11 protein-coding genes are annotated in these 12724 nt (G+C 71.5%); 2 read left to right on the top strand and 9 right to left on the bottom strand.

The window, feature by feature from the left end; translation table 11 throughout:
• Positions 1–111: 111 nt before the first annotated feature.
• From IF06_RS0125885 to IF06_RS0125870, 4 genes are all read right to left on the bottom strand, one after another.
• Complete coding sequence (locus IF06_RS0125885) at positions 112–1923, bottom strand: glycoside hydrolase family 13 protein (RefSeq protein ID WP_030274108.1); 1812 nt, start codon at positions 1921–1923, stop codon at positions 112–114.
• Between the two features lie 142 nt (positions 1924–2065).
• Entirely contained in the window at positions 2066–2965 is a 900-nt protein-coding gene (locus IF06_RS0125880) for a sugar ABC transporter permease (RefSeq protein WP_013283974.1), read from the bottom strand.
• Positions 2962–4605 carry an ABC transporter permease subunit gene (locus IF06_RS0125875; RefSeq protein ID WP_013283973.1) on the bottom strand — a complete coding sequence of 548 codons (1644 nt, stop codon included), beginning with the start codon at positions 4603–4605 and terminating at the stop codon, positions 2962–2964. Before IF06_RS0125875 ends, IF06_RS0125880 begins: the two co-directional genes overlap by 4 nt.
• Complete coding sequence (locus IF06_RS0125870; protein WP_030274105.1) at positions 4605–5858, bottom strand: sugar ABC transporter substrate-binding protein; 1254 nt, start codon at positions 5856–5858, stop codon at positions 4605–4607. The genes IF06_RS0125875 and IF06_RS0125870 overlap by 1 nt, the downstream gene beginning before the upstream one ends.
• Before the next feature lie 199 nt (positions 5859–6057).
• On the opposite strand from IF06_RS0125870, the gene IF06_RS0125865 reads away from it, so the two are divergent.
• Together IF06_RS0125865 and IF06_RS0125860 are read left to right on the top strand one after the other, a co-directional pair.
• On the top strand, positions 6058–7134 hold the full coding sequence (locus IF06_RS0125865) for a LacI family DNA-binding transcriptional regulator (RefSeq protein ID WP_013473959.1): 1077 nt from the start codon (positions 6058–6060) through the stop codon (positions 7132–7134).
• Positions 7135–7400: 266 nt separating this feature from the next.
• A complete protein-coding gene (locus tag IF06_RS0125860) occupies positions 7401–9035 on the top strand; it encodes a glycoside hydrolase family 13 protein (protein WP_030274103.1) in 1635 nt (544 codons plus the stop codon).
• 153 nt (positions 9036–9188) lie between these two features.
• On the opposite strand, the gene IF06_RS0125855 is transcribed toward IF06_RS0125860, so the two are convergent.
• From IF06_RS0125855 to trpS, 5 genes are all read right to left on the bottom strand, one after another.
• Complete coding sequence (locus tag IF06_RS0125855) at positions 9189–9632, bottom strand: hypothetical protein (protein ID WP_030274101.1); 444 nt, start codon at positions 9630–9632, stop codon at positions 9189–9191.
• A 73-nt stretch (positions 9633–9705) separates the two neighbouring features.
• A complete protein-coding gene (locus IF06_RS0125850) occupies positions 9706–10080 on the bottom strand; it encodes a GntR family transcriptional regulator (protein ID WP_030274100.1) in 375 nt (124 codons plus the stop codon).
• Entirely contained in the window at positions 10077–11018 is a 942-nt protein-coding gene (locus tag IF06_RS0125845) for a YhjD/YihY/BrkB family envelope integrity protein (RefSeq protein ID WP_013283967.1), read from the bottom strand. Before IF06_RS0125845 ends, IF06_RS0125850 begins: the two co-directional genes overlap by 4 nt.
• 56 nt (positions 11019–11074) lie before the next feature.
• Entirely contained in the window at positions 11075–11662 is a 588-nt protein-coding gene (locus tag IF06_RS0125840) for a 2'-5' RNA ligase family protein (RefSeq protein ID WP_013283966.1), read from the bottom strand.
• 22 nt (positions 11663–11684) lie between these two features.
• Positions 11685–12710, bottom strand: coding sequence for a tryptophan--tRNA ligase (trpS, locus tag IF06_RS0125835; RefSeq protein ID WP_030274098.1), 1026 nt, complete (start codon positions 12708–12710; stop codon positions 11685–11687).
• Positions 12711–12724 lie beyond the last annotated feature (14 nt).

The raw sequence follows: 12724 nt of genomic DNA, 5'->3' as shown, positions 1-12724 counted from the left end.
CCTCCCCCGCGATCTTGCAGTTACCGCCCCGGCATCCGGGACGAATGCCGCGCGCCACGGGCCGGAACCGCAAGATCGCGGGGGCGGGAGAGTGGGTGGGTGGGGCGAGGGCTAGCGCAGGCGCCAGACCTGGAACGTGGGGCCGTCCGCGGGGAGGGTCACCGTTCCGTCGGCGTCGGGGTGGAGGGCGGGGGCGTCGCCGTAGACGTTGTCTCCGGCTCCCACGCCGGTCAGGCGGACCGGGGTGCCGGGGGCGCGGCGGGCCAGCACCAGCACCGTCGACGAGGGCGCCTCGCGCAGGAAGACCAGCGTGTCCGCGTCCGCGTGCACCCACCGCAGGCCGCCGTGCCGCAGCGCCGGCTCGTCGCGGCGCAGCGTCAGCAACGACCGGTACGCGTCGAACGTGCGCCGGTCCCAGCTCTGGCGCCGGTGCCACGGCATCGGGGTACGCGAGCCCTCCCCGTTCGTGCCGGTCAGGCCCAGCTCGTCCCCGGCGAAGACCACAGGCGTGCCGGGCATGGTGGCGAGCAGTCCGGCCGCCACCTCCTGCCGGGCGGCGTCGCCGACCACGGTGCGGATCCGGGCCGAGTCGTGCGAGCCGAGCAGCTGCCACGAGTGCGTGTAAGACCGCCAGGACACCAGCGACCGGTAGGTGTTCATGGTGGCGAGCACCGCGCTCGCGTCGCGCCGCCGTACCCCGCCCGGGGTGCCGAGGAAGTTCGGCACCGGCTCGTCGCCGTGGCGCAGCCAGGACCAGACCGGGTCGGTGAAGCCGACGTAGTTCATCGTCCCGTGCCAGCCGTCGCGGTCCAGGTCACCGGTGTGGTCGTGGCCGTGCTCGGCGAGCAGCAGCCCGCCCGGCCGGGTGTCGGCGACCACCTCGCGCAGCAGCCGCGCCACCTCGTGGGTGTACGCGTCCGCACCCCGCCGCCCGGTCATGTTCGCCACGTCCACCCGCCAGCCGTCCAGCCCGTACGGCGGGCGCAGCCAGCGGCGCAGCAGCGAGTCCTCGGCGGTGGCGAACCGGCGGCGCAGTTCGGCGCTGCCCCAGTTCAGCTTCGGCAGCGACTTCACCCCGTTCCACGACTCGTAGTCCGAGCCGGGCAGGTCGAAGTAGTACAGCTCCCGTTCGGGCGCGTTCACGTCGGAGACGGCGGCGGTGAACCAGTCGTGGGCGTCGCCGGTGTGGTTGCTGGTGATGTCGCCCAGCAGCCGCCAGCCCCGGGCGTGCACCGCGTCGGCGAGCCGGGCCAGCGCCGCGTCGCCGCCGAGCAGCGGGTCGACGGTGTCGAAGCTCGACGCGTCGTACCTGTGGTTGGACCGCGCCGGGAAGACCGGCGTGAGGTAGACGGTGTTGACGCCGAGCCGGTCCAGGTGGTCCAGGTGCTCGGTGACGCCGTCGAGGTCGCCGCCGTAGAACTGGCGGGGCGTCTCCGGGCCGCGGCCGACGACCGGGGTGTCCCAGTCGCATGGAATTGCCCAGTCCGGCACGGTCCGGCCGTCGGCGGCGGCCGAGCGGGCGAACCGGTCCGGGAAGATCTGGTAGATCACCGCGTCGCGGGCCCAGGCCGGCGGCGGGGCGTAGCTGACCAGCTTGAAGTCGCCGTTGTCCGGCACGTCGTGTCCGGCCAGGCCGGCGGCGTTGAGCCAGCGGGTGCCGCGTTCGCCGTCGAGCAGGAAGCGGTAGTTGCTGACCGGGTTGCGGACCTCGACGTCGGCCCGCCACCACACGTCGCCGCTCTCGGTGCGGTCGATCCGCGCCTCGGCGAAGCGCGGCTCGCCGTCGCCGGTGGTGCGCACGTGTACCTGGGAGACGCCGGTTCCGGCCGGTACCCGGACGAAGACCGGCACGGTCTGCCCGAGCGCGGGCTCCTGCTCCGGGACGTAGGTTGCGGAGCCGTCGTGGTGCGGCTGAAGGGACATGGTGCTGCCTTTCGCGTCGTACCGACAGGGAGAGGGGGCGGGCACCCGCCGCGGTCGGTTCACCCGACCACGGCGGTCCGCCCGAGAACCGCTCCGGTGTACGCCGACACGACGCCCTTGCCGCAGCGTGAGCCGAGGAGGCTCAGCCCTTGACCGCTCCGGAGGTGAGTCCGGAGACGATGTAGCGCTGGAGCAGTTGGAACACCAGCACCGTCGGGATCGCGGTGAGCAGCGTGCCCGCCGCGAACATCCCGAAGTTGTTGTTGCGCTCGCCCGCGACCAGGCCGAACATGCCGACCGCGAGGGTCTTCGACTCGGGTTCGGTGAGGAACACGTTCGCGATGATGAACTCGTTGATCGACCCGATGAACGCGAGCAGGCCGGTCACCGCCAGGATCGGCGCCACCAGCGGCAGCATGATCCGGAAGAAGACCTGCACGTGCGACGCGCCGTCCATGGTCGCCGACTCGTCCAGCTCCTTCGGCAGCGTGTCGAAGAAGCCCTTCATCAGCCAGGTGTTCGCGCCGAGCGCCCCACCCATGTAGAGCAGGAACAGGCCCCACGGGGTGTTGAACCCGATCACCGGGTAGAGGTCGGTGAGCGTGGTGAAGATCAGGAAGATCGCCACGATCGCCAGGAACTGCGGGAACATCTGGATCAGCAGCAGCGCGAGCAGGCCGACCCGGCGCCCGGCGAAGCGCATCCGGGAGAACGCGTACGCCGCGAGCGACGACAGGAAGATCGACGCGAAGCTGGCCACGCCTGCGAGCAGCAGCGAGTTGAGGAACCAGTGGCCGAACGCGGTCTTGTCGAACAGGTTCGTGAAGTTCTCCAGCGACGCCCCGGTCGGCAGCAGCTCGGTGGAGGAGAGCGTGCCGAGCGGGTTGAACGCCGCCGAGATCACGAACAGGATCGGGAAGAGGCTGAACGCCACCGCCAGCACTCCGACCAGGTGCCGCCAGCCCACCTGCGCGAACCAGCGGCCGCGCGAGCGGCGGGCCGGCCGGCGGGTGGTCGTGGGCGTCTCCGCGATGGTGGTCACGAGTACACCTCCTCCTGCTTGCGGGTCCGCCGGAAGCTGATCGCCGACACCGTCGCCACGATCGCGAAGATGAAGATCGAGACGGTGGCGGCCAGGCCGAACTCGGCGCCCTGTGCGCCGAACGCGAGCCGGTACGTGTAGGTGATCAGCAGGTCGGTGGCGCCGTTGGTCGGGTTGTCCGGCGCGAACGGGCCGCCCTCGGTGGTGAACAGGATCGCGTTGACGTTGTTGAAGTTGTACGCGAACGACGCGATCAGCAGCGGCGACAGCGCCACCAGCAGCAGCGGCAGGGTGACCGCCCGGAACGACTGCCAGGGCGACGCGCCGTCGACCGAGGTCGCCTCGGTCAGCTCCCGCGGAATGGCCTGCAAGGCGCCGGTGGCGACCAGGAACATGTACGGGTAGCCGAGCCAGAGCTGCACCAGCAGCACCGCGATCCGGGCCGACCAGTTGCCGCCGAACCAGTCGACGTCCAGCCCGAACAGGTTGTTGAGCAGGCCGAAGTCGGTGTTGAACATGTCCCGCCAGATCAGCAGCATGGCGAACGACGGCATGGCGTACGGCAGGATCAGCACCATCCGGTACAGGTTGGTGCCGCGCATCCGGGGTGAGTGCAGCGCGAGCGCGATGGCCATGCCGAGCAGGAACGTCAGCCCGGTGGAGCCGATCGCGAACGCGAAGTTCCAGGCGAGCGTGCCGAAGAACGGCCCGGAGATGTTCGGGTTGGTGAGCACGGTGCTGAAGTTCTTCAGCCCGACGTCGACCTTCCAGCCCTGGGCGAGGCGCTCGCCGTCGGCGGCGACGAAGGAGCCGGACTTCTCGTCGGCGGTCCACGTCCTGCCGGTCTCGCTGTCCTTGACGCAGTCGCATCCGGCGTCGTACGCCCGGATGGCCTTGCCCTCGTACGCCCGGGTCAGGCCGTTGGAGCGGATGGCGCCCTCGTCGGTGGGCACGATGAGCGCGGTGACGGCGTCGCTGCGGTTGCTGGCCTGCCCGATGTTCAGCAGGGTGTAGCCGTCCGCCGCGGTGATCTTGCCGCTGAGGCTGCTCACCTCGACGTCGGCGGCGTCGAGCTTGCGCAGCCCGTCCGCGTCGCCGGCGAAGACGTCCTTGGTCTTCGGGTCGCTGAGCAGGAAGGTCAGGGCGCCGGTCGCCGGGTCGCCCTTGGTGGCGATGGTGAGGTTGTACTCGGTCGAGCCGGGCACCTGCTTCACCGAGGCGGTCTGCACGGCGACGATCGCGTCGTCCTTGCTGCCGCGGTGGCCGTCGCCGAAGTTCGTGAACGCGGTGCTCGCGGTGTAGAGCACCGGGAAGACCTGGAACGCGATCAGGAAGAGCGTGCCGGGGACCAGGTACTTGGCCGGGATGTGCCGGCGGCTCAGGTAGAGGTAGAACAGGCCGGCGGTGGTGACCGCCAGGACGCCCAGCGCGAGCCAGTGCTCGGCCTCGATGAGCGGGAAGGCCGCCCAGATCGCGATCCCGGCCACCAGGCCGAGCAGGACCACCTTGACGACGAGGCCGGTCGCGGTGATCGGCGCGTGTTGCCGCGCGGTACGGGACGTGCGCGGGAGCCCACGGCGTACGGGCTCCCGGCCCGGGGCCTGCGGTGCAGACCCCGGGCCGGACAGCGGCGCGCTCATTACTTGATCTGACCCTGGATGGTCTTGCCGGCGGCCGTGATCGTCTTGGCCGGGTCGGCGCCACCGATGATGGCGGCCTCCGCCTTGCCGAACGGATCCCAGATCGCGGCCATGGCCGGGATCGCCGGGAGCACCTGGCCGTTCTTGCCGGCCTCGGAGAACTTGGCCAGGTCCGGGTCCTCGCCCTTGACCTGGTCGAAGGCGGCGGTCAGCGCCGGCGGGCGCGGCTCGGCCTTGTACAGCGCGACGGCCAGCTCGGGCTTGGTCACGTAGTTGGTGACGAACTCCTGGGCCAGGGCCTTGTTCTTGCCCTTGGCGGCCACGTAGAACGCCTGGACACCCACGAACGGCTGGGCCTCCTTGCCACCGGCGAAGCCGGGGACCGGGGAGATGTCGTACGCGATGTTGGCCTTCTTGGCGTCGGCCACGGCCCACGGGCCGGAGACCAGGAACGCGCACTTCTTGCCGGTGAAGGTGGCGATGGAGTTCTCGCCGGTGATGGAGCGCTTCAGCGCACCCTCGCCCTTCTCACCCAGCTTGGCGATCTTCTGGAAGGCAGCGATCGACTCCGGCTTGCCCACGCCCAGGTCCTTCGGGTCGTAGTCGCCGTTCGCCGCGGTGCCGAACAGGTAGCCGCCGCCCGAGGTGTAGAGCGGGTAGATGTGGTAGGCGTCGCCGTTCTGGCCGGACTGCAGGCACAGGATCTCGCTGGCCTTCTTCTCCGCCTTGAGCTTCTTGCCGGCGGCGACCAGGTCCTCGATCGTCTTCGGCGCCTCGGGGGCCAGCTCGGTGTTGCGGATCAGCGCGACGTTCTCGGTGGCGTAGGGCACGCCGTAGAGCTGGCCGTTGAACGTGACGGCCTTGATGGCGGTCTCGTTGAAGCCGGACTTCTGCTCGGCCGGGAGCTGCACCGGGTCGATGGCGCCGTTCTGGACCAGGTTGCCGATCCAGTCGTGCGCGCCGACCACGACGTCCGGGCCGCTGCCCTGCTGCGAGGCGGTGACGAAGTTGGTCTGCAGGTCCTTGGAGACGGCCTGGACCTCGACGGTCACGCCGTTCTTCTTGCCGAACTCCTCGGCGAACGGCTTGAGGGCGGCCGTGCGCTTGTCGTCGGCCCAGATGACCAGCTTGCCGCCGGTCGCCTTGGCGGACTCGCCGGCGGCCGGCTTGTCGTCGCTGCCGCTGTCACCACAGCCGGAGGCGGCGAGCGCCAGGCCGAGGACGGCGACCACACCCGCGGTACGGATGCGCATCGGTACTCCTGTCGTCATGGCGGCCCGCCGGGGGAAGGGCGGCCCGCCAGTGGAAACCTCTGTAATTTCTTGCTGACCGGCGCCGGGGTGCTGCGCCGCTGCTCTCGCATGTTGCGGGGACGTTAGCAAGAGGTTGCAGAGAATGGAAGGGCTTGCAGAAGTGTACGCAAGACTTTGCCGTTGGGCTAAAGTGCCGCACATGCGCGCTCGACTGTCCGACATCGCCCAACAGGCTGAAGTCAGCGAGGCCACGGTGTCGCGGGTGCTCAACGACCGCCCCGGTGTGGCCCCCGAGACCCGGCAGGCCGTCCTCACCGCCCTCGATGTGCTCGGCTACGAACGACCGGCCCGGCTGCGCAAGCGCAGCGCCGGGCTGGTCGGTCTGGTCGTGCCGGAGCTGGACAACCCGATCTTCCCGGCGTTCGCCCAGATCATCGAGTCCGCGCTCGCCCCCACCGGCTACACGCCGGTGCTCTGCACGCAGACGCCTGGTGGCGTCCGCGAGGACGAGTACGTGGAGATGCTGCTCGACCGGCAGGTCTCCGGCATCGTCTTCGTCTCCGGCCTGCACGCCGACACCGCCGCGGACCACGACCGCTACCGCACGCTGCTGGCCCGGCCGCTGCCGATCGTCATGATCAACGGATACGCCCCGGGCATCCCCGCGCCGTTCGTCTCCTGCGACGACCGGGAGTCCGCCGAACTCGCCGTCGCCCACCTGGTCGCGCTCGGGCACCGCCGGATCGGCCTGATCACCGGCCCGGACCGGTTCGTGCCGGTGCAGCGCAAGGTCGCCGGCTACAAGGCCGCGATGGGGCGCCTGACCGACATCAGCGAGGACGAGCTGGCCGAGCTGACGGAGCTGTCGCTGTTCGGCGTGGAGGGCGGCGAGGCGGCCGCGGGCCGGCTCATCGAGCGCGGCGCGACCGGGCTGGTCTGCGGCTCGGACCTGATGGCGCTCGGCGCGATCCGGGCCGCCCGCCAGCGCGGGCTGTCGGTGCCGGGCGACATCTCCGTGGTCGGGTACGACGACTCCCCGCTGATGGCGTTCACCGACCCGCCGCTGACCACCGTGCGCCAGCCGGTCGCCGCCATGGCCGTGGCCGCGGTGCGGGCCCTGGTCGACGAGATCAACGGCCACCCCTCCCCGAACTCGGAGTACCTGTTCCGGCCCGAGCTGGTGGTACGCGGCTCCACAGCGGTGGCCCGCCCCGCCGACCCTCCGAAGCGCCAGCGCTCCGCCACCCCCACCCCGTCCCTCCCCATCCCCGCCTGACCCCACCCGCCCCTGAGCGGGGGCGATCATGAGGTTGGCGGGGACAAATCGGGCGACGAAGGCCGCCAACCTCATGATCGACGGGAGTCGGCGGGCGGTGAGGGTGGGTCGGTGTCCCGGGATTCGGGAGAGGGTGCCGGAGCATCGGCGGGTGATGGCCGTCATTTCTTGCGCAAGGAATGCTTGACTCTTGCAGTGCGATGGCGGCATTCTGCTCAGACACCCTGCGCCGCACCAGAAGCCGCCACAGAACGGGATCGACACCGATGACCTCCGTCCCCAGCACCACCCCACGCACCGCCGACGACGACTGGTGGCGGTCCGCGGTCGTCTACCAGGTGTACGTCCGCAGCTTCGCTGATGCGAACGCCGACGGTGTGGGTGACCTCCAGGGCATCCGGCAGCGCCTGCCGTACCTGCGCGACCTCGGCGTGGACGCGCTCTGGCTGACGCCGTTCTACACGTCGCCGCAGGTCGACGCCGGCTACGACGTGGCCGACTACCGCGACGTCGACCCGCTGTTCGGCAACCTGACCGACTTCGACGAGATGATCACCGACGCGCACGCGCTCGGCCTGCGGATCATCGTGGACATGGTGCCGAACCACACCTCCAGCGCGCACCCGTGGTTCGCCGCCGCGCTGGCCGCCGGACCGGGTTCGCCGGAGCGTGAGCGCTACCTGTTCGCCGACGGCAAGGGCGAGCAGGGCGAGCTGCCGCCGAACGACTGGGAGAGCATCTTCGGCGGTCCGGCGTGGACGCGCGTGGTCGACGGCCAGTGGTACCTGCACCTGTTCGACCCGGCCCAGCCCGACCTGAACTGGCGCCACCCGGAGGTGCGGGCCGAGTTCGAGGACGTGCTGCGCTTCTGGCTGGACCGTGGCGTGGACGGCTTCCGGATCGACGTGGCGCACGGGATGATCAAGGCCGAGGGCCTGCCGGACGTGGGCTTCAACTCGATGACCACCGGCCAGCGCCAGTCCGAGCTGCTGGGCAAGGGCCGGCTGCCGTACTTCGACCAGGACGAGGTGCACGACATCTACCGCGCCTGGCGGCCGATCCTGGACAGCTACCCGGGTGGCCGGATGGCGGTCGCCGAGGCGTGGGCCGAGACGCCACAGCGGCTGGCCCGCTACATCGGCCCGGACGAGCTGCACCAGGCGTTCAGCTTCGACTTCCTCGACGCCACCTGGTCGGCCGACTCGTTCCGCAAGGTGATCGACACGGCGCTGGCCGAGTCCACGATCGTGGGCGCGCCGACCACCTGGGTGCTCTCCAACCACGACCGGCAGCGGCACGTCACCCGGTACGGCGACGGCGAGGTCGGCCTGCGCCGTGCCCGTGCCGCCGCGCTGCTGATGTTCGCGCTGCCCGGCTGCGCGTACGTCTACCAGGGCGAGGAACTGGGCCTGCCGGAGGTGCTCGACCTTCCCGACGAGCTGCGTCAGGACCCGGCGTTCCGGCGCACCGGGGAGAGCCGGGACGGCTGCCGCGTGCCGATGCCGTGGGGCGGCGAGCTGCCCCCGTACGGCTTCGGGCCGGACGGCAGCGAGCTGAGCTGGCTGCCGGCGCCGGCGACCTGGCGGTCGCTGTCGGTGGCCGCCCAGACCGGGGTGCCCGGCTCGACGCTGGAGCTGTACCGGACCGCGCTGCGCACCCGGCACGAGCACCCGGCGCTGGCCGGCCTGGACGCCATCACCTGGCTGGAGACCGAGCCCGGCGTCCTGGCGTTCCGCCGCACCGCCGGGGACGCCGAGGTGACCTGCGTGGTGAACATCAGCGGCGCCGAGGTGACTGTGAGCGGCTACGGCCGCCCGCTCGTCGCCAGCGCCGAACTCACCGAGCGGGGCGACGGACACGTCCTGCCGGTGGACGCGGCTGCGTGGTTCGAACGGCGCTGAGCCGGGTAACCCGCCAACGACCTGGCCGTCCGTTGTGCCCCGCGCCGACGGGCGGCTGGGCTGCCGACCCCTTGTGGTGGGGGGTGAGGTGGCCCCGGCCCCTCGGGAGTCCGCTCCCGGGGGGCCGGCGTCCATCGGGGAGCGCGCGCGTCCTCAGCCGCCCTTGGCGGTGAGCAGCGCGGCGATCCGGGCGAACCCGGCCCGGATCTCCTCCCGGTCGGGCGCCTCCACCGGCTCGGGCTCCGGCTCGCGTTCGGCGGCCCGTTCCAGTTCCTCGTCGATGACGTCCTCGAAGTCGCCGTAGAGGTCCGCCTGGTCGATCTCGGCCGCCTCGTCCTCGGCGGCGATCTGCGCGGCCGCGATCTCGCCGCGGATCTCCTCCGGTGTGAGCGCCGGCAGCAGCGGCTCCACCACCGCCATCAACTGCTCGTCTGCCACCACCGCCTCGGCCAGCGCCAGCGCGTGCGGTCGCTCGTACGGGCCGCAGACCACCGGCTCCCAGTCGTCCTCGGCACCGAGCGGGCCGAACGTGATGATCCACGGCAGACTCCGGATCGGGGAGTCGTCCGGCAGGTCCAGTGTCACGAGTGCGCCCACCGGCCCATCATGGTCGCCGCACATCGGCCCGGGGAACGCATTCATCGGACTCTCCCCGCTTCGGGGACCACGCTCAGCCACGCGTACCGGCGTCCAGCGCCGCACGGACCAGCGCGACAGCCCGCTCCGGCGCGACACCCAGGCGCCGCGCCTCGGCGGCGTACTCGGCGGCGGCCCGCTGCAGCCGGTCGGTGGCGTCGTCCCGGCCGGGGGCCACCACCGTGCCGTGCCGGCCGCGCGTCTCCACCAGGCCGGCGCCCTCCAGCTCCCGGTACGCCCGCGCCACGGTGTTCACGGCCAGCCCCAGGTCGGCGGCGAGCTGCCGCACGGCCGGGAGCCGGGTGCCCACCGGCAGCCGCCCGTCGCCGATGCGCGCGGCGAACTGCGCCCGCACCTGCTCGTACGGCGGCACCGCCGACTCGGCGTCGATCCGGATCCGCGCGCTCATCCCGCTCCCCCCGGTGTCCCCGGTTCCGTCTCCTCGTCGAGCACGTCCGCCTCCACGTCCACCTCCCGGGCACCGCCCTCGGCCAGGTCCACCACCCGGCCGTACCGGCTGGTGGCGGCGAGCGCGGCGCCGAAGAGCACCAGCTGGTTGAGCAGGTAGAGGTAGAGCAGCAGGCCCACGGCGGTGGCGACCACTGTGTACGCGGGGTTCCGCTCGGTGCGTACCACGTAGTAACGCCCCACGGTGTTCAGCAGGGTGATACCGACGGCGATGGTCAGGATCGCCGGGCGCAGCCGGCGCCGGCTCATCCGCAGCCGGGGCACTGCGAGCAGCAGCGCGGCGGCGAGCACGGCGTTGACGAGCACGCTCAGCAGCGCGCTGATCGTGGTCAGGCCCACCGAGCCGGTGCTGCGCAGCAGGAAGCGCAGCAGCGACTCCAGCGCGTCCACGGCGGCGACCGAGACGAACAGCAGCACGAAGACCGCCACCAGCACGCCCAGGTCGACAAGCCGCCGCACCACGAGGTTGCCGGGCTGCTGGTTGAAGCCGTACATCAGCCGCTGCGAGGAGCGGATCGCCTCCACCCAGCCGATGCCGGTGAAGACCAGGATGACCAGGCCGACCACGCCGACGGTGCTGCTGCTCTCGGCGATCTGCACCGGGTCGAGGAAGGGCAGGTTCTCCTCCAGGAAGTGGGCCGCGCCGCGGCTGACCTCCTCGTTGTCGCGCAGCACCGCGCCGAAGATCCAGTACGCGACGAGCGCGAGCGCGAACACGGCGAAGAAGCCGTAGTACGCGATGGCGGCGGCGAGCCGCCCGGCGAGCAGGTCGGCGTAGAGCGTCCCGGCCCGCCAGACGTGGTCGAAGACCGACGAGCGGCCCCGGGCCGCGTCGATGCGGCGCCCCACCGCCGCCTCGATCCGGCCGAAGACGTTCACCCCGTCATCCTCGCCGATCTCCGCCCGTGGCGGAGGGGCCCCGGCCGGTCGGATGTTCAGCTCCGGCCGCCGAGCCGGAAGTCGCGGCGGGGCTGCCACCGGGTCGCCCCGCTGTGCGAGAACAGCGTGAACGCGTCCACCTGGAACAACGCGGAGAAGTCGGCCAGGTCCTCGTACGCCCTGTCGAGCACCTCGGGCGGCACGTCCTGCGCCACAGTGACGTGCGGGTGGTACGGGAAGCGCAGCTCGCGCCGCAGCTCGGGGGCCGAGTTGATCGCGGCGGCCAGCAGTTCGCACTCGCTGATCCCGGCCGCCACCGCCACGAACACCACCTGGGTGACCGGGCGGAACGTGCCGGTGCCGCGCAGGTGCAGCGTGAACGGCAGGTGCGCGGCGGCGACCCGGTCCAGGTGCTCCTCGACGGCGGGCAGCGCGCGTACCGGAATCTCGGTGGGCCCGAGGAGGGTGACATGCGCGGGGACGGCGAGCGGGTCGCCGGCCTCGACCCGGCGGCGGGTGAGCAGCCCGCCCCAGGGCTCGGGGACGTCGACCGCGATCCCGATCTGGATCGTGTCCGCGCCGCCCGGCGCCGTGTCACTGCCCGCCACGTCGCGCGCCACCCCTCCGGCCACCGGCTGCGTCACCCGTTCCCGCCCGTCCGGGCCGTTACTCGAACCGCACCGGCGGGAAGAAGCCGACCCGCTCGTACGCGTCCCGCAGCGTCCCGGCGGCCACCGACCGGGCCTTCTCCGCGCCCCGCGCCAGCAGCTTGTCGAGCTGGGCCGGGTCGTTCAGGTAGGCGTTCGTGCGTTCCTGGATCGGCGTGACGAACTCCCGCACCACCTCGGCGAGGTCCTTCTTCAGGTCGCCGTAGCCCTTGCCGTCGTACGCGGCGACCAGGTCGTCGACGGACCGGCCGGACAGCGCGGAGTAGATCGTCAGCAGGTTGGTGATGCCCGGCTTGCCCTCGGCGTCGAAGACGATCTCGCGGCCGGTGTCGGTGACCGCCGAGCGGATCTTCTTGGCCGACCGGGCCGGGTCCTCCAGCAGGTCGATGATGCCGGCCGGCGAGGACGACGACTTCGACATCTTGGCCGTCGGATCCTGCAGGTCGGTGATCTTCGCGGTGTCCTTCACGATGTGCGGGGAGGGCACTGTGAAGGTGCTGCCGAACAGCGAGTTGAACCGCTGCGCCAGGTCGCGGGAGAGCTCCAGGTGCTGCCGCTGGTCCTCGCCGACCGGCACCGCGTTCGCCTGGTAGAGCAGGATGTCCGCGGCCTGGAGGATCGGGTACGTGAACAGGCCGACGCTGGCCCGCTCGCTGCCCTGCTTCTGCGACTTGTCCTTGAACTGGGTCATCCGGCCGGCCTCGCCGAAGCCGGTGATGCAGCCGAGCACCCAGGCCAGCTGCGAGTGCTCGGGCACCTGCGACTGCACGAACAGCGTGCTGCGCTCCGGGTCCAGGCCGAGCGCGAACAGCTGCGCGGCGGCGAGCCGACTGCGGCGCTTGAGCACCAACGGGTCGTGCCCCGCGGTGATCGCGTGCAGGTCGACGACGCAGTAGTAGGCGTCGTGGCTGTCCTGCAACGCCACCCAGTGCCGCAGCGCGCCCAGGTAGTTGCCGAGGTGGAACGAGTCGGCCGTCGGCTGGATGCCGGAGAAGACGCGCGGGCGGGCGGGTACGTCGGACATGGCGGCAATTCTGT

The organism is Micromonospora globosa, assembly GCF_000717585.1.
Lineage (GTDB): Bacteria > Actinomycetota > Actinomycetes > Mycobacteriales > Micromonosporaceae > Micromonospora > Micromonospora aurantiaca.
The sequence above is the reverse complement of the archived record's forward strand: the minus strand, read 5'-3'. Positions and strand labels throughout refer to the sequence as shown.